This is a genomic window from Agromyces sp. Root81 (assembly GCF_001429165.1).
Taxonomy (GTDB): domain Bacteria; phylum Actinomycetota; class Actinomycetes; order Actinomycetales; family Microbacteriaceae; genus Agromyces.
Genome location: NZ_LMIR01000004.1, coordinates 442,923 through 460,580, shown reverse-complemented (window position 1 = coordinate 460,580; position 17,658 = coordinate 442,923). Strand labels below are relative to the sequence as shown.

14 protein-coding genes are annotated in these 17,658 nt (G+C 69.9%); 8 read left to right on the top strand and 6 right to left on the bottom strand.

Annotated features, from left to right (window positions below):
- Window positions 1-84: 84 nt before the first annotated feature.
- Window positions 85-1,038, bottom strand: a complete 954-nt coding sequence (gene dapD, locus ASE14_RS18950) for a 2,3,4,5-tetrahydropyridine-2,6-dicarboxylate N-succinyltransferase (RefSeq protein WP_056658755.1) — start codon at window positions 1,036-1,038, stop codon at window positions 85-87.
- 149 nt (window positions 1,039-1,187) lie between these two features.
- Between dapD and ASE14_RS18945 the strand changes: the two genes are divergently transcribed.
- Complete coding sequence (locus ASE14_RS18945; protein WP_056658752.1) at window positions 1,188-5,825, top strand: GH92 family glycosyl hydrolase; 4,638 nt, start codon at window positions 1,188-1,190, stop codon at window positions 5,823-5,825.
- Between the two features lie 157 nt (window positions 5,826-5,982).
- Window positions 5,983-6,882, top strand: a complete 900-nt coding sequence (locus ASE14_RS18940) for an ROK family protein (protein WP_082601068.1) — start codon at window positions 5,983-5,985, stop codon at window positions 6,880-6,882.
- On the opposite strand, the gene ASE14_RS18935 is transcribed toward ASE14_RS18940, so the two are convergent.
- Window positions 6,859-7,905, bottom strand: a complete 1,047-nt coding sequence (locus ASE14_RS18935) for a LacI family DNA-binding transcriptional regulator (RefSeq protein WP_056658746.1) — start codon at window positions 7,903-7,905, stop codon at window positions 6,859-6,861. The genes ASE14_RS18940 and ASE14_RS18935 overlap by 24 nt on opposite strands.
- Before the next feature lie 187 nt (window positions 7,906-8,092).
- On the opposite strand from ASE14_RS18935, the gene dapE reads away from it, so the two are divergent.
- The 3 genes from dapE (at window position 8,093) to ASE14_RS20210 (ending at window position 10,762) form a co-directional block, all read left to right on the top strand.
- Entirely contained in the window at window positions 8,093-9,190 is a 1,098-nt protein-coding gene (dapE, locus tag ASE14_RS18930) for a succinyl-diaminopimelate desuccinylase (protein WP_056658745.1), read from the top strand.
- A gap of 25 nt (window positions 9,191-9,215) precedes the next feature.
- Entirely contained in the window at window positions 9,216-10,448 is a 1,233-nt protein-coding gene (locus tag ASE14_RS18925; protein ID WP_235511488.1) for a hypothetical protein, read from the top strand.
- Between the two features lie 140 nt (window positions 10,449-10,588).
- Window positions 10,589-10,762, top strand: a complete 174-nt coding sequence (locus tag ASE14_RS20210; protein WP_067875042.1) for a DUF3117 domain-containing protein — start codon at window positions 10,589-10,591, stop codon at window positions 10,760-10,762.
- 85 nt (window positions 10,763-10,847) lie between these two features.
- On the opposite strand, the gene ASE14_RS18920 is transcribed toward ASE14_RS20210, so the two are convergent.
- Window positions 10,848-11,480, bottom strand: a complete 633-nt coding sequence (locus ASE14_RS18920; protein WP_056658742.1) for an O-methyltransferase — start codon at window positions 11,478-11,480, stop codon at window positions 10,848-10,850.
- A gap of 91 nt (window positions 11,481-11,571) precedes the next feature.
- Between ASE14_RS18920 and ASE14_RS18915 the strand changes: the two genes are divergently transcribed.
- The gene (locus ASE14_RS18915) at window positions 11,572-11,970 is read left to right on the top strand and encodes a twin-arginine translocase TatA/TatE family subunit (protein ID WP_056658739.1); all 399 of its coding nucleotides are present in this window, start codon (window positions 11,572-11,574) and stop codon (window positions 11,968-11,970) included.
- A gap of 71 nt (window positions 11,971-12,041) precedes the next feature.
- On the opposite strand, the gene ASE14_RS18910 is transcribed toward ASE14_RS18915, so the two are convergent.
- On the bottom strand, window positions 12,042-13,592 hold the full coding sequence (locus ASE14_RS18910; protein ID WP_056658736.1) for a succinic semialdehyde dehydrogenase: 1,551 nt from the start codon (window positions 13,590-13,592) through the stop codon (window positions 12,042-12,044).
- Between the two features lie 89 nt (window positions 13,593-13,681).
- Here ASE14_RS18910 and ASE14_RS18905 point away from each other — a divergent pair, with 89 nt between their 5' ends.
- Window positions 13,682-15,073, top strand: coding sequence for an MFS transporter (locus ASE14_RS18905; protein ID WP_056659342.1), 1,392 nt, complete (start codon window positions 13,682-13,684; stop codon window positions 15,071-15,073).
- Entirely contained in the window at window positions 15,073-16,629 is a 1,557-nt protein-coding gene (locus ASE14_RS18900; protein ID WP_056658733.1) for an aminotransferase class V-fold PLP-dependent enzyme, read from the top strand. Before ASE14_RS18905 ends, ASE14_RS18900 begins: the two co-directional genes overlap by 1 nt.
- A 3-nt stretch (window positions 16,630-16,632) precedes the next feature.
- Here ASE14_RS18900 and ASE14_RS18895 read toward each other — a convergent pair whose 3' ends face one another.
- Both ASE14_RS18895 and ASE14_RS21470 read right to left on the bottom strand, forming a co-directional pair.
- Entirely contained in the window at window positions 16,633-17,010 is a 378-nt protein-coding gene (locus ASE14_RS18895; RefSeq protein WP_235511487.1) for a hypothetical protein, read from the bottom strand.
- A 53-nt stretch (window positions 17,011-17,063) separates the two neighbouring features.
- Window positions 17,064-17,648 (bottom strand): HNH endonuclease signature motif containing protein, encoded by a 585-nt coding sequence (locus ASE14_RS21470; RefSeq protein WP_056658730.1) that lies wholly within the window; start codon window positions 17,646-17,648, stop codon window positions 17,064-17,066.
- Window positions 17,649-17,658: the final 10 nt, after the last annotated feature.

Here is a 17,658-nt window from a genome sequence, read left to right as displayed (position 1 = left end):
CGAGACGACCCGTGTTCCGGCAGGGTCGTTGCAGGGCTGTGATGTGCGCAGAACCGCCGGGCCCGAGCCGCGGCGTACCGGGCGCTACGCGTGCAGCGCGGCGTTCAGCTGCACGCCCTCGCCCGAGCGCGAGAGCGCTTCCACCTGGCCGTTCAGCGAGTTGCGACGGAAGAGCAGGTTCGGCACCCCCGAGAGCACCACGGCCTTGACCGTGTTCGGTCGTTCGCCCGGTCGGCCCTGCAGCACGACCTTGGTGCCAGCGGTGACGTAGAGGCCCGCCTCGACGACGCTGTCGTCGCCGATCGAGATGCCGATGCCGGAGTTCGCGCCGAGGAGCGCGCGTTCGCCGATGACGACGCGCTGCGTGCCTCCGCCGGAGAGGGTGCCCATGATGGATGCCCCGCCGCCGATGTCGGAGCCGTCGCCGACGACGACGCCCTGCGAGATGCGACCCTCGACCATCGAGGCGCCGAGCGTGCCGGCGTTGAAGTTCACGAAGCCCTCGTGCATGACCGTCGTGCCGGGTGCGAGGTGGGCGCCGAGGCGCACCCGGGCGGCGTCGGCGATGCGCACCCGGTCGGGCGTGACGTAGTCGAGCAGGCGCGGGAACTTGTCGACGCCGACCGCGTGGATGCCGGCCCGCTGCAGCGCGGGGCGCAGCCGATCGAAGTCGGTCGGATGCACCGGGCCGGCGTTGGTCCAGACCACGGCGGGCAGGTGGGCGAAGATGCCGTCGAGGTTCACCGTGTTCGGCGCCGCGAGCAGGTGGGAGAGCACGTGAAGCCGGAGGTATGCGTCGCTCGTTCCCGTCGGTGCTGCGTCGAGGTCGATCGTGAGCTCGACGGCCTTCACGGTGACGGCGCGGCGCTCGTCGGCGCCGGCGAGGGCGCCGTGCTCGGCGGCGAGCGGCTCGGCGGTGTCGCCGAGCACCGGTGCGGGGAACCACGTGTCGAGCACCGTGCCGTCGGCGGCGACGGTGGCGAGTCCGGAACCGGAGGCGAGGCGGGCGGAGCTGGGCACGGCGGCGTTCGTGGGCATGGTTCAAGGGTACCGAGCGGCGGCTTGAGTGTGACATGGGGTGTCGGGCGGCTCTTGATCGAGGAGTGATGGATGAGTTCTTGGACACGCCCGACAGGTGTGCTACTGTCCACCGCATGACAGCGCTGTCTTATCCGGATCCGGCCCAGGTGAACACTGCCCCCTCGATTCGCGCCCCCCGTCCACGACTGGCCGCCCTGCCCATCGCGCTCGCGCTGCTGGCGTCGGCCATCCTGCCCCTGGCCGGGCCGGCGAACGCGGCGCATGCCTCGATCGATCCGACGGACTACACCCAGTACGTCAACCCGTTCATCGGCACCGAGGGCGACCACGGTCAGGACGGCCCGGGGGCCTTCGCGCCGTACGGGCTCGCGACCGTCACCCCGACGACGACGCCCGGGAACCACGTCGGTTACGAGTACACGGCGGGCACGCTCCGAGGCTTCACGAACATCGCGCTCGACGGGGTCGGGGGCGGGGGTGGAGCGGGCGACGTGCTCGTCGTACCCACCTACCAGAGCTATACGTCCCGACCCGGCACCGGCAGCTACGCCAAGACGATCCGCACGAGCGACGGCGTCAAGGACGAGTCGGCCACGGCGGGCTACTACCAAGTCGGCCTCGACGAGTCGGGCGACGACATCGACGCCCAGGTGACGGCTGCCACTCGTACGGGCGTTCACGACTATGCCTTCGACGCCGGCGGCCACGCCGCCCTCGTGGTCGACCTCAAGCACACCGGCAACGGTCGCAAAGCCACCGACCTCGAGATCGGGACGAGCGCGGACGGCAACACGACGATCTCCGGATCCTTCACCGGATTCTTCTACAACTCGTCGTACAAGCTGTTCTACTACGCGGAGACCACGGTCCCGGCTTCCTCCGTCCAGACGTGGGGGAGCGGTGGGCTCAGCTCCACGGCGACCAAGCAGGACGGCACGGACATCGGGGCGGTTCTCAACTTCGACCGGGCTGCGGGCGAGCACGTGGGTCTCAGGATCACGCTCTCCCCAGTGAGCGCAGAGCAGGCGGAACGCGACGCGGCCGTCGAGGTCGGCGGGAAGACGTTCGACGAGATCCGCGCCGCGACGAAGAACGAGTGGAACGATCGCCTCGGAAAGGTCGACGTCGACGCCACCGCGACCAACGACCCCACGGGCGACCTCAAGACCCAGTTCTACACGCACCTCTACCGGCTCGCCAACACCCCGATGAACGCGACATCGACGGATGGCACATACCGGGGCGCCGACGGCGTCATCTACGAGGCAACGGGTTACACGCACTACGATTCATGGTCGTTGTGGGATGACTTCCACAAGTACTCGGCTGTGGCCTCCGTCTTCCCCGACGTCTATCGCGACGTCGTCCAGTCGCTCGTCGACCTCTACGCCACGAGCGGGAAGAGCTCGGTCGGAGGTCTGCTGCAGTCCGTGCCGACGGTGCGGTGGGAGCGCGCCCCGGTCGTCGTGGCGGATGCGATCTCGAAGGGCGTGCCGCTGCAGGGACTCGAAGATGCGTACCCTGCGCTCGTGGCACAGACCGGGAAGTCCGCGAACCTGACGAACCTCAACTCTGTCGGCGGCGGCCTCCTCGGGTACTCCTACGACGCCTATGGTCTTTCGGTCATCGCCGACGCGATCGGCGAGACGGCCGACGCCGAGCACTACCGGAACGAGGGAGCGCGCTGGGCGAAGGCATTCGACACGAATGCCCTCAAGAAGGATGCCAATGCGACCGCGGCGACCGGCGTCGCTGCGGGGGTCGACGAAGTCGGCCTCATGATGCCGCGCTCGAGCAACGACGATTCGGCGAGCTTCACGGTGAAGAATCCGGAGAGCTGGAGCAGCGGGCTCTACCAGGGCACGTTCTGGCAGTACAACTGGTACGACGCCCAGGACCTTGGCGGCATGGTCGATCTCATGGGCGGCAAGGCGGACGCTGCGAAGGCCGTGAACTACTTCTTCGGCAACCAGGCACCCGATGACTGCACGCGCAACCTCCACCTGTTCGCCAACGAGATCTCGGTTCACGCGCCATTCCTCTTCAACTACGTCGGCCAGCCCGCGAACACGCAGGACTGGACGTACCGAGCGGTCACCGAGCCTGTGTGTGTGCGGTACACCGCCGACGGCAGCGGCACGACGCCGTCGAAGCGCATGGTGTTCCAGAACGACCCGAAGGGCCTGCTCCAGACGATGGACAACGACGCAGGGACGATGTCGGGGTACTTCGTGTCGAGCGCGATCGGGCTGTACCCCGTGATGGCGGGAGGCGACTCGTTCCAGATCACCACGCCGATCTTCGACCGCACGACGATGCACTACCCCGGAGGCAAGGACTTCGTCGTCGAGGCGCCCGGTGTCAGCACGACGAATCACTTCATCCAGAGCGCGACCCTCAACGGCCAGCCGCTGAACCGCACGTGGCTCACGGCCGCGGAGATGAACGCGGGAGGCGTCCTGCACTTCACGATGGGCTCGAGCCCGTCGTCATGGGGCGCCGACGGCGTCGCCGCGGATTCGCTCAACGACCACGTCAGCAGCGCCCTGTACCACCCGGCCGACTCAGTCTCCACGACGTCGCAGGTGTTCGAGGAGTCCGGCGCGAACGACGGATCCATCGACGACGCGATCTCCGTGCAGGTGAGCGGGGCGACGTTCACCGGCGAGATCGGATCCGACCTGACTTCGCAGCTCGAGGCCACCGGCGTGCCGGCCGGCCTCACACTTGTGGCGACGCAGTCGGGGACGAACACGGTCGACCTGACCCTGCAGGGAAAGGCGGACCAGCACCTGGTCGATGATTCGACCGACGCCCTCGCGATCACCTTCGCGCCGGCCGCCTTCTCCGGAACGGCGCCCAGCGCTGCGGAGCGGGAACTCGCCCTCAAGGTCCGCTACGCCGGACACCAGCTCACGCCGAGTACCACCACCCTCACGGCGGACGCAAAAGGCGCCGTGAAGGCCACGATCGACCTCACCCTCAGCGGCGGTGCCACGTTCACCGGCAAGAACCAGCCGGCGCTCTCGAACGGCGAGATCACGTTCCCCGGACTCGACCAGGGCATCACGGCCACCGTCAGGCGGACGAGCGACACCACCGCCCAGGTCACGTTCAAGGGAAAGCCCGAGAGCCCGACGAGTACCAAGTTCACGCTGCTGCTCGCCGACTCCGCACTCGAGGGCGCTACGGCGGCCCAGGTGACCGGCGCCGGCACGACGGCGCTCGACCCATTCACCGTGTCGCCGTCCTCGGACACGCGCGCTGAGCTCCAGGCGCTGTACGACGATGCGCGCCTCGTGACAGCCGACGGCTATTCCGCGGCGACGTTCGCGAAACTCGAGTCGGCAATTGCGAAGGCGAAGGAGGCGCTGGACGACGAGAACTCGTCGGAGCGCACGCTGTCGACTGCGCTTGCGCTCCTGCAGGTCGCGGCCGATGGCCTCACGATCGCCGGCGACAGCTACCGGGTGCTGCAGGCCGAAAGCTACGACCAATGGTCCGGTGGTTCACTCAAGACCGAGAGCGGCGGCAGCGGGACCACCGTGGGCGGAATCTCACCCGGTGCCTGGCTCGCGTTCCGCGGGCTCGACTTCTCCGCGTCCCCGCTCGCGTCGGTCGTGATCAATTACGCTCACAACCCCGCCTCGGCATCGGCGAGCTCCGCGGTCGAGATCCGCACCGGCTCGGCGACCGGTCCAGTGGTGACCACGGTCTCGCTGCCCACCACGAACGGCTGGGCGAATTACAAGGCGCTCACGCACACGTTCACGGCGGACGAAATCGCGAAGCTCGCCGGTGTCAACGACGTGTACTTCGTGTTCACGGGCGCCCTCGCTTCGGGCCAGAGCTGGGTCGCGAACGTCGACTGGTTCCAGTTCCAAGCTGCGGCAGATGCCACCGAGACGTCGAAGACGGTTCAGTTCGAATCGATCCGGGCTGGCTACGGAATGCTGAACGCCGCCGACTCGGGTCTCGTGGAAGGAACCGACTTCTCGGGTGCCGACCTCAAGACCGAGGCCGGATCGGTCGGTGGTCAGCTCGCGGGCACGAAGGACGGCGCGTGGATTCGGTACCGTGATGTCGATCTCGGTGCTCGCAGCGCTTCCACGCTCAGCGTGCGTTACGACGCGCCGACGGGCAAGGTGGTCGATGGCCGACTCGCCGTCTACCTGGACGCGATGTCCGGCGACCCGTTCGTCACCGTCCCGCTCCAGCCCACCGGCTCGGGCTGGGGCACCTACGGCACGGCGAAGGTCGCGCTTCCGTCCGGGATCACCGGCAACCACACCCTGTACTTCGCGCTCCAGAGCACGCCGACGGCGACCCAGCCCTACGTCGGCAACCTCGACTGGTTCTCGCTCGAGTACGCCGTCGACAAGACGGCGTTGCAGGCGGCGATCACGAAGTACTCGGCGATTCCCGCAGACGCGGGCCTGTACCTCGCGACCGATTTCGCGGTGTTCACGCGAGCGCTCGACGCGGCGAAGGCCGTCGACGCGGACGCCGCCGCGACGTCAGGCGGAGTCGCAGATGCGCTGCGCGTGCTGAACGTCGCCGCCGGCAAGTTGCAGTGGAAGGTCGTCAAGCAGGTCGCCGACTGGCGTGCGAAGGCCGAGGCCGTCGAGGCCGACGAGGTCACGCCGGTGTCGTATCGCAAGCTCCAGAACGCGATCGCCGCGGCGGCCGCGCTCGACGCGGCGACGAGCACCTACGACGAGTACGTGGCAGCGGTGTCCCGCCTCGTCTGGGCATACGAACGCCTGGTCGAAGCGAAGTCATAGCGCTGATCATGAACGCGAACTGATCGTTCGGCGGGTCGGCCTCGCGCCGGCCCGTCGAGCACCCGTCGATTCGAACCGGTCGCACCGTCGACCGGTTCGAGCATGCTGAGACCACGGAGTTCGTCGATCCACCGGCGACCCAGATTGAAAGGGCACCGTGACACGCAACCGGGTACCGACCATCGAACTCGGGGGGACCCACGTGGCTGTCGCCGTCGTCGACACCAGCGCCCGCGCGATCATCGACGGCACCTACCGGAGCCGACCGCTGAACTCGGGCAGCGACGTCCATGAGATCCTCGAGAACATCGCTGCTGCGGCTCGCGGACTCGGATCCGACCATGCTGGGCGCTGGGCGGTGGCCGTTCCGGGCCCGTTCGACTTCGCTGCGGGCATCGCTCGGTACTCCGATGTGGGGAAGTTCGACTCGCTGTACGGGGTCGATGTTCGCGCACGACTCACCGACGCACTCGACGGGGAGGCGATCTCGTTCACGTTCGTCAACGACGCGGACGCGTTCGCCCTCGGTGAGTACGCCGCAGGCGCAGCACGCGGCCTGTCGAGGTTCTGCTGCGTCACACTCGGCACCGGCGTCGGTTCCGGGTGGGTGGTCGCCGGCGAGCGCACCGACGGTGCGGCACCGGGCGGTGAACTGCACCTGCTCGAGTTCGAAGGGCAACGTATCGAGGCGCGGATGTCGCGGCGAGCGATCAGGGCCGCCTTCGCACGACGGACGCGACCCACGGCGGCCGTGCCCGACGTCAAGGAGATCGCCGACCTCGCCCGCAGCGGCGACCCGATCGCGCGCGAGGTACTCGAGGATGCGTTCGCGTACCTGGGCCGAGCGCTCGCCGGTCCGCTCGCCCGGTTCGAGGCAGAGGCGCTCATCATCGGCGGAACCATCGCCCGCTCATGGGATCTCCTCGAACCGCAGCTCTCCGACGGACTCGGACGACCGGGCCTCCCGGTCATCCGGGCAGAACTCTCCCACGAAGCACCGATGATCGGCGCCGCCTACGCCGCCGACGCGGCACTACTCGGCGCGCAGGCCCTCTGAATCGGGGTCGTGTCTCGCCGTCGACCGGCGGGGAGTGAGATGCATCGGGAGCACGACGTGTTCGACGGGACGAGTGCGATCGGTGAGTCGCGAGACGGCCAAGCGGGCGGCGTGGTGCCCGACTTCTTCAACGTCTCCCGCCACGGTGGTAATGCCCATCACGCGCGCCCATTCGGGTTCGTCGATGCCGATGACAACGGGGACGTCGCCCGTACTTGTCACCGACAGTTCCTCGAGGACCCCGAGGAGGATCCGGTTGTTGCCCGCGACGATCGCCGTCGGCGGCTTCGGGAGCGCCAAGAGCTCGCGGGTTCGTGCGCGGGATGAATCGATGTCATGCGCATCATCCCGCAGAAGATCCCGCCATGACGAGGGCGCTGCTCCGTCGAGGACTGCGGCCATGCCCTCGAGTCGCTCTCGATAGGTGTGAAGCCACGCGTAGTCGCCGACGAATGCGATTCGGGTATGGCCGGTGTCGAGGAGGTGCTGAGCGGCGAGGCGACCGCCCATTCGATTGTCGAACACGACGGAATCAGCATCGAGATTGACTGCGGGACGATCGACGAAGACGACCGGAACGCCGCGCGCCTGCACATGTGCGTACTCGGCATGATCCGACATGGCCGAGACCACGACGAGCGCTTTGGCCTGGCGGTTGGCAAGGTCATCGACGATGCGCCGCTCCTGCTCGGCGGACTCTCCTGACGTGGCGACGGACAGCAGCATCCCCTGCCGGCGGATATCGTTCTCCAAGCTCTGCGCGAGCGCGGAGTAGAACGGGTTGGTGAAGTCGCCGCCGATGAGCCCGAGCGACTCGGCGAGGTGCCCGCTCGCCAGCATGCTCGCCGCTGCATTGCGTCGGTAGCCCAGGGAAGTTGCCGCGGCAAGGACGTTCGTGAGGGTCTCCTGGCTCACGTACTGTTCTCCGCCGAGCGCCCGTGACGCCGTCTTCAGGCTCACCCCGGCGAGATCGGCGACCTGGGCGAGTGTGACCCTCCGTACGTGTTCTTGTGCGTCCTGCATGCCTCTCCTCGACGTGCGTCGGATCAACGACAATATCTCCTAGGGCCGTCGTCATGGCTGAGCCCCGCGGGGCCGCCGGGTTCTCGGTGCCTCCTCCCGAGTCCGCCGCTGTCGGCCGCTGCCAGCCGCATGTCTGAGAGAAGCAGCACCGCCGCGCGGGCACGACCAGCGCGAATAGACTCGGGGAATGCCCGACGCATCACCGCTCACGCTCGACCTGACCGCCGATTCCGTCGCCATCACGCAGGCGATCTGCGACGTGCCGAGCGTGTCGGGCGATGAGACGCCGCTCGCCGACCTCGTCGAGCAGGCGCTCGCCGGGGCATCCCACCTCGAGGTGATCCGCGACGGCGACACGATCGTCGCACGGACGAACCTCGGTCGCGAGCGCCGGGTCGTGATCGCCGGGCACCTCGACACCGTGCCGATCAACGAGAACCTGCCGACCCGCTTCGAGACCGAGGACGGCGTCGAATACCTGTGGGGGCGTGGCACCGTCGACATGAAGGCCGGCGTCGCGGTGCAGTTGAAGCTCGCGCTCGAGCTCACCGACCCCATCGTCGACCTCACCTGGATGTGGTACGACAACGAGGAGGTCGCTGCCTCGCTCAACGGCCTCGGGCGGCTCTCCCGCAACCGGCCCGACCTCTTCGCCGGCGACTTCGCCATCCTCGGCGAACCGTCGAACGGGCAGGTCGAGGGCGGCTGCAACGGCACTCTCCGCGCCGAGGTGTGGGCCACCGGCCTGCGGGCGCACTCGGCGCGCAGCTGGGTCGGCGAGAACGCGATCCACAAGCTCGCGTCGGCGCTCGCGAAGCTCGCCGAGTACCAGGCCGAGACCGTCGAGGTCGACGGCCTCGCCTACCGCGAGGGGCTGAACGCCGTGCTCGTCTCGGGCGGCATCGCGGGCAACGTGATCCCCGACGAGGCGGTGCTCACCGTCAACTACCGCTTCGCGCCGAGCCGCAGCGTCGCCGAGGCATCCGCTTTCGTGACCGGGTTCTTCGACGGCTACGAGGTGGCGATCGTCGACAGCGCCGAAGGCGCCCGGCCCGGACTCGACGACCCGCTCGCCCAGCAGTTCGTGCGCGCCGTCGGCGCCGAGGCGCGCCCCAAGTACGGCTGGACGGATGTCGCGCGCTTCAGCGCACTCGGCATCCCAGCGGTGAACTTCGGCCCGGGCGACCCGCTCAAGGCGCACGCCGATGACGAACGGGTCGACGTCGCGCAGATCCTGCACACCGAGCACGCGCTCCGCGCCTGGCTGACCGGCACCGCCGCCTGAGCGGCCCGGCTGGAACGAGGCATACGTGACCACGCCGTCGGCCGCCCTTCGCGAACCCGACCCGTTCCGCGTGACGCGCTGGTCGCCGCGCGTGCGCTGGCGGCTCGCCCCGTGGTGGGCGAAGGTCGTCGCGATCTTCCTCGGCGCCCGAGCGATCACCACGGTCATGGTGCTCGTGCTCGCAAGCGTGCAGGGCTCGAACCCGTGGACGAAAGCCCGACCCGGCTTCTTCGAGTACGCGAACCTCTGGGACGCCAGGTGGTACCAGATCATCTGGCTGGGCGGCTATCCGCGAGAGCTCCCGCTGACCGAGACCGGCCAGGTCGCCGAGAACGCGTGGGCGTTCCTGCCGGTCTACCCGATGCTCGTCGGCGTCGTGACCTGGTTCGGGGTGCCGTGGAACGCGGCATCCGTCGTCGTCTCGCTCGCCGCGGGACTCGGCGCCGCGCTCGTCACCTACCGGCTGATGTCGCGCTTCCTCGAACCCGACCGGGCGATCTTCGCCATCGTGCTCTTCTCGGTCGCGCCGGTCTCGCCGATCATGCAGTTCGGCTACGCGGAGTCGCTCGGCCTGCTGTGGCTCGCGCTCGCGCTGCTCCTCCTCGTCGATCGGCGATACGGATGGCTCGTGCCCGTGCTCGCCGTGTGGGCGTTCACGCGGCCAGGGGCACTCGCCTTCGCCCTCACGCTCGGCCTGCACTGGGTGTGGCGCTGGTTCTCGCGGCGGAGCGACCCGTTCCCCATGAGAGAGCGGGTGGTCGCGGCATCCGTCGCCGTGTTCGCGGGGCTCGTGGGACTCGCATGGCCCGGCGTCGTCTGGTTGGCGACGGGTGAACTGCACGGCTACACGGCCACCGAACTCGCCTGGCGCTCGGCGTACATCGGCTATCAGGAGCTCGTGCCGTTCACGGCGTGGTTCCAGTCGGCCGACTGGTGGATCGGCCAGCCGCTCGGCCCGATCGTCGTGATCGCGCTCATCGCCGGGTTCGTGGTGACGCTCTTCCTGCCCGCGGTGCGCCGACTCGGCGTCGACCTTCGGCTCTGGCTCGCGAGCTACGCGCTGTACCTGCTCGCGGTGTTCTTTCCGCAGTCGAGCACGTTCCGCCTGCTCGCGCCGATGTTCCCGCTCGTCGGTGCGCTCGCGCAGCCCCGCTCGCGCTGGTACCGCTGGGGGATGGTCGCGCTCTCCATCCTGCTGCAGCTCGGATGGCTCCTCATCGCGTGGGGCGTGGACGGTCGCGACTGGACGCCTCCCTGATCGGAGGGGGATTCGAGGTAACGGAGGACGCTCTCCGTCTGTGGGATGTCGTCAATCGGCTTGTCCACAGGCTCGCGGCGATTTCCCAGCACCGCCTGTGTTAGCAGATAATGGAATCTCAGCCACGAAAGGGGAGCTCAATGGCGGCCATGAAGCCACGCACCGGAGACGGGCCAATGGAGGCTGTGAAGGAGGGGCGACTCATCATCGTTCGAGTTCCACTCGAGGGTGGCGGTCGCCTCGTCGTCTCGGTGAACGATGCTGAGGCCAAGGAGCTGTACGACGTCCTCGGCGGCGTCGTGAATCCCGCCTGAGTCACATCACTCGAATCGAGCCCCGAGATCTCTCGGGGCTCGAGTCGTTTCCGGGGTTCGAACCTCGATGCCGGGTCGCGCGGTGCTAGACGCCGAGCTTGACGATCTGCAGCAGACCGTCGCCGGCCGGCGAGATCGCCGTCGCCACCGCCGTCGACGTCGACAGCTCCGAGATGAGGGTGCGGTAGGCGCTCGCCGACTCGTCGCGTCGCGCCGGATCGGCCACTCGGCCCTTCCAGAGCGCCCGTGCGACGAGCACGATGCCGCCGGGCTTGGCCAGGCGCAGGCCGTGCTCGGCGTACTCGATGACCGACGGGGCGTCGGCGTCGATGAAGACGATGTCGTACGAACTCTCGTTCATGCGCGGCAGCACTTCGCTCGCCCGGCCGGCGATGAGTCGCACACGTGCGGCGGCGATGCCGGCGTCGGCGAAGTGCTGGCGGGCGTGCTGCTGGTACTCGGTCTCGGTGTCGATCGAGGTGAGCAGGGCGCGGCGCGCGGCCTGCAGCATCCAGAGGCCGGAGACGCCGACTCCCGTGCCGACCTCGATGATCGACTGGGCGCGCGATGCGGCGGCGATCACGGCGAGCTGGGCGCCCACGGCGGGCGAGACCGGCTCGACGCCGAGCTCGAGGGACTGCTGACGGGCCTTGGCGATCGACTCGGTCACGGCGACCGAGTCGTCGACGTACTTCCAGTTCAAGTCGTGTTCGGACACGTGGCGGCTCCCGGATGCATCTCTCAGCCCCTAAGCCTAGAGCGCGGACGGCGTGTCGTTCGCACGCCTCGCCGCCGACTATCCTGTAGGGATGTTCGGTGGACTGACGTTCGACAAGCTCCTCATCGTGGGTGTCATCGCAGTCTTCCTGCTCGGGCCGGAGCGACTGCCGCACTACGCGGCGCAGCTCGGCCGCCTCGTGCGATCGCTGCGGGACATGGCCAACGGCGCCAAGGACCGCATGCGCGACGAGATGGGCCCCGACTTCGATGACGTCGACTGGAAGAAGCTCGACCCTCGGCAATACGACCCGCGACGCATCATCCGCGAGGCGCTCACCGACATCGACCCCTTCGCCGAGGAGACTCCCGCCGCGCCCGTGGTGGCGCGCGCCTCCGTCAACGAGAACTCGGCCTACCTGCAGCGCAAGCGCAAGCGGGAGCCGCTCGGCGCCGACGAGATCGCGCCGTTCGACTCCGAAGCGACCTGAACGGCACGCTTCGGCTCAGGCTCCGGAGCGAGCTGAGCGGCACTTGAGCGGATGCCACGTGCCGACGGGGCTCAGCGCAGGCGCAGCGCCTTCAGCGCCTGCGCGAGCAGCACGAGGAGCGGCGCCTGCTCCTCGTACTCGCGGGCGGTGCGCGGCAGCTGCAGCAGCCCCGTCACCGATGAGACCGTGACGGGCTCGACGAAGCGCAGGAGTCCGGCTTCGCCGTTGCGCCGGCCGAGACCGGACTGCTTGACGCCGCCCATCGGCGCGGCCACCGACGCGAACGAGCCGCGGTAGCCCTCGTTGATGTTGACGCTGCCCGCTTCGAGGGCGTCGGCGACACGTCGCGCCCGGCCGGCCGAAGCCGTGAAGACGGCGGCGTTCAGTCCGTACTCGCTCGCGTTTGCGGCGAGCACGGCCTCCTCGTCGCTGCCGACGAGGTAGAGCGAGGCGATCGCGCCGAAGGTCTCCTCGGCGTACACGAGCATGTCGGGGGTGACGCCGGTGAGGACGGTCGGCTCGAAGAACCACGGGCCGATGTCGGGGCGGTGCTTGCCGCCGACGAGCACGACGGCGCCCTTCGCGACCGCGTCGTCGAGGTGCTCCTGGACGCGAGCGAGCTGCGCGGCGCTCGCGAGCGAGCCGAAGTCCGCGCCGAAGTCGAGTGAGGAGCCGAGCTTGGAGGCCCGCAGCCGCTCGACGAGGGCGCGCTGGAACGGTCCGGCCACCTTCTGGTGCACGTAGATGCGCTCGATCGAGACGCAGAGCTGGCCCATCGCCGAGAAGGCGGCGTGTGCGGCATTGGCCGCAGCCGTCGCGGGGTCGACGTCGTCGAGCACGAGCAGGGCGTTCTTGCCGCCGAGTTCGAGCGAGGAGCCGACGAGTCGGCGGCCGGCCTTCTCGCCGATCTTGCGGCCGGTCGCGGTCGAGCCCGTGAAGCAGATGTAGTCCGCGACATCCGTCAGCGCTTCGCCGACCTCGGCCGCCGGACCGGTGACGACGGCCCAGAGCGCCGCGGGAACGCCCGCGTCGATGAAGGCGCGGCGCAGGGCGAGGATCGACAGGGCGCCCTGGTCGTCGGCCTTCTGCACGACGCCGCAGCCGGCCGCGAGGGCGGGCACCACATCCATCGCGGCGAGGCTGAGTGCGAAGTTCCACGGCGTGATGACGCCGGCGACGCCCTTCGGGCTGTACCGCACCCGGGTCGTCGCGACGATCGGGAGGCCCGAGCGGACGGGGCGCCCGCGCAGCACGCGCTGGGCGGAGAGCGCGTTGTAGCGGGTGACGGAGATGGCCTCGAAGATCTCCTCGAAGGCCTGGCCGCGCGTCTTGCCGCTCTCGAGCTGGATGAGGTCGAGCAGCATGTCGCGTCGCTCGAGGATGAGGTCGTGCGCGCGCAGCAGCACGCGCTTGCGCTCGGCGAAGCCGGCGCGCGCCCAGGCGAGCTGGGCGAGGCGGGCGCGAGCGAACGCGTCGAGCACGTCGTCGGCGCTCGAGCGCGGCAGTTCGTGCAGCGTCTCGCCCGTCGAGGGGGTCGGGACGGCGATGGTCTCGGAGCCGGAGGCGACGACGTCGTCGGTGAGGCTCGCGTACAGGTCGGGGGAGGCCGTGGGGGCGCGCATGCGCACAGTCTAGGACAGTCGACCCAGTTCTAGGTCAGTTGACCCAGTTCGCAGTCGGGAAGGCCCTGCCGGGTGAGTACACTGCCTCCATGACCGCATCGGAGCGTTCCCTGACCCGCGGTGTCGTAGCCCGCTATGCGATCGGCTCCATCGGCACGGGCGGCTTCGCCACGCTGCCCGGCCTCGTGCTCGTGTACTACCTGACCGACACGCTCGGCGTGACCGCCCTCGTCGCGGGACTCGTCGTCACGGCGGCGAAGGTCTGGGACGTCGTGATCGACCCGTGGATCGGCGAGCGCAGCGACCGGGCGCTCGCCCGCACGGGCACCCGCCGCACGTGGATGGTCGTCGGCGCGCTCGCGCTGCCCGTCGGCTTCGTGCTGACCTTCGCCGTGCCCGCGGGCCTCGACCCCGGGGCATCCGGCACCTGGGTGTTCCTGACCTTCCTCGCCACGGCGACGGCGTTCAGCCTCTTCCAGGTGCCCTACATCGCGCTGCCGGCCGAGCTCACGGCCGACTACGACGCGCGCACGCGGCTCCTCACCTGGCGCGTCGTCGTGCTCACGATCGCGATCCTGCTCTTCGGCGCCGGCGGCCCCGAGATCCGGGCGGCGTTCGAGGACGAGCACACGGGCTACCTCGTGATGGCGATCATCGCCGGCCTCGTGATCGGGGCGGGCATGTTCGTCGCGACGTCGACGGCCGCGAAGGGCAGTGCGTCCAAGCCCAGCGCCTCGACGGATGCCCCGCCGCGCCGCGACATCCGTGCCGGCTACGCCGAGGGCTTCGCCGCCGTGAAGCGCAGCGCGGCCTTCCGCGCGCTGCTCGTCGCGTTCGTGCTGCAAGGCCTCGCGACCGGCCTCATGCTCGCCGGTGCGCAGTTCGTCGCCACCTGGGTGCTCCAGGACGAGCGCGCGGTGACCTACCTCTTCGTCGCCCTCATCGGCCCGGCCGTACTGTTCGCGCCGGTCTGGCAGGCGGTCGCCCGCCGCGTCGGCAAGGAGCGCGGGTTCGCGCTCGCGAGCACCCTCTTCGGCATCGCCGCCCTCAGCCTCGTCGGCATGATCTGGGCGCCGGGCGCGTGGGTCTACGTGCCCGTCGCGCTCGCGGGCGCCGGCTACGCGGGCATGCAGTCGCTGCCGATGGCGATGCTGCCCGACGTCATCTCGCACGACGCCCGCACCCACGGCATCGGCCGCGCCGGCAGCTTCGGCGGCGTCTGGACGGCGGGGGAGACCGCGGGCATGGCGCTCGGCGCCACCGTGCTCACGATCGTGCTCGCCCTCACCGGCTACGTCGAGTCGGTGGGCTCCCAGACGGTGACCCAGTCGCCGGCCGCGATCGCCGGCATCGCGATCAGCTTCAGCGCGATCCCGGCACTGCTCGTCGCAGCGAGCCTCGTCGCCCTGCGCAAGTACCCCCTCCGCCGCGGCGACATCGAAGCCGATGCCGCCGCCACGACCGCAGATACAGTGGCCTGATGACCGACTTCCGCCGCGAGGCATCCGAGATCCTCGCCGAACTCGAGGCGATGCGAGCCGTCGACGCCCCCACGCACGGCGGCCGGGTCCTCTCGTACGTGTACGACTCGGGACTCGACGAGCTCGACGAGCTCGCCGCCGACGCCGCCCGCCTCGTGCAGCCCGTGAACGGCCTCGACCCGACGACCTTCACCTCGGTCGCCGCGATGGAGGCCGGCGTCGTCGGCTTCGCGCGTCGCGTGCTCGGCGGTGCGGGCGACGACGACATCGTCGGCTCGGTCACCTCGGGCGGCACCGAGAGCTGCCTGCTCGCGGTGAAGTCGGCCCGCGACCTGTGGCGGTCGGTACGCGCGGGCAGCCCGCGCGTGCCGCGCATCGTCGCCCCGGTCACCGTGCACGCCGCGTTCCACAAGGCGGCCGAGTACTTCGGGCTCGAGCTCGATCTCGTGCCCGTCGACCCGGTCACGGGCGTCGTCTCGGCCGCCGCGATCGAGGAGCGGCTCGGCGACGATGTCGCCCTCGTCGTCGTGAGTGCGCCGTCGTATCCGTTCGCGGCGCTCGACCCCGTCGCGGATGTCGCGGCGATCACCGGGCCGCGCGGCATCGCGCTGCACGTCGACGCGTGCATCGGCGGCTTCGCGCTCGCCTTCTGGCCCGACGAGCTGCCGGCGTGGAACCTGTCGGTGCCCGGCGTCACGAGCCTCTCGGCTGACCTGCACAAGTACGGCTACGCGCCGAAGGGCGTCTCGGTGCTGCTCACGCGCGGTCGCGACCGCCAGCGGTTCCAGTACTTCGCGACGACCGCCTGGCCGGGTTACCCGGTCGTGAACCCCACGCTCACCGGCTCGAAGCCCGCCGGGCCCCTCGCCGCGGCGTGGGCGATCGTCGAGGCCCTCGGCGAAGACGGGTTCACCGAGCTCACGGCGCGCGCCGCGCGCGCGACCGCTGCGCTGCGCGAGGTCGTCGAGGGCATCGCCGGCCTGCGGGTCGTCGGCGCTCCGACCGGCCCGCTCTTCGCGGTCGCCACCGACGAGTCGGCGCCGGCCGAGCTCCGGGTCGACCCGCACCACTGGGCGGATGCCGCCCGCGCGGCGGGCTGGCACCTGCAGCTGCAGCCCGGTCTCACCCAGGCCGACGGCACCCGATTGCCGCACACGACGCACCTCACCGTGACGCCCGTGACCGAAGATGTGGTCGGTGAGTTGTCGGAAGCGCTCGTCGCCGCGGCGGACGCCGTGCGCGGCGAACCGGCCGTCGACGGGCAGGCGCTCGTGGCGGGGCTCGCCGAGGCGCTGCCGGGTGGCGCAGACGCGCTCGCCGCGGCATCCGTCGACCTCGACTCGGAGAGCGCTGCGGGCCTGCTGCGCGCATTCGGGCTGCTCGGCGGGGCACCGGCGGCCGGCGCAACGGCGGCGGGTGCCGACGGTGCGCTGCCCGACCGGCTCGCCCCGGTGCTCGCGCTCGTGGGCGCGCTGCCGCCGCAGCTCACCGAGCGGCTGCTCGTCGAACTGCTCGCTCGCGTCGTCGAGCCGCCGTCGGCTTCCGAACTCGGGTGACCGTCAGAGATCGAGGATGTACGCCCGCTCGCCGGTCAGCGGGCGGAGCCGATCGGTGATCGGGAACGGCACCTCGTGCTCGATCACGGGCGCGTCGATGGCGCCGAAGTCGTCCTTCTTCACCCGCACCGCGGTCGAGGAGACCTCGGTGATGCGCACGCGAAGCCAGGTGCCGTCGTCGAGACGCAGTTCGTACACCTCGGCGAGGTAGCCGATGCCGGTCGACTCGAGCGTCTCTTCAGCGTTCAGCCAGTCGACGGCCTCGGTCACGGGCCGACCGAGCAGATCGATGACGACGAAGCCGTCGCCGTCGGGGCGCATCCACCCGAGCAGTTCACCGTCGCGGCGACGATGCGCGATCCAGTCAGCAGGCACCGCCATTGCTCTCTCCTTCACCATGATGCCGAGCGTCAGAGCGTCAGAGCGTCAGAGCGTCAACGGCACGTGCTCTCCATCTTCACGCAGCCCTGGCGCCTGTCAACACCGGGTCGGTTTCCCGCACCTGCGCTCAGGCCGATACGAGTTCGGGTGGCGCGTAGCGGCGGTCGAGTCGGTCGGCGAGTCGGGTGGGTGAGGTGGTGGTGGTGCGCCATCGGCCGCCGGGGTCGAGCCAGGATGGTGGGCGCGTAGCGGCGGTCGAGTCGGTCGGCGAGTCGGGTGGGTGAGGTGGTGGTGGTGCGCCATCGGCCGCCGGGGTCGAGCCAGGATGGTGGCCGGATCTCGGGCACCCCGTGGCGCATGCGGATCGCCCAGCCTGAGGTATCGATCGAGCGGTGGTGGAACCAGCAGAGCAGCACGCCGTTGTCGGTGTGCGTGGGGCCGCCGTCGCTGTCGGGGGTGACGTGGTGGATCTCGCACCACGCGGCGGGCACGGTGCAGCCGGGGATGAGGCATCCGCCGTCGCGGAGGGTGATGGCGCGGCGTTGGTGGGGGGTGAAGCAGCGCTCGGGCGAGCCCAGGCTGAGGATGCGGCCCGCGTCGTCGTGGACGACGGTCTGGATGCCGCCGGTGCAGATCATGTGCCGTGCG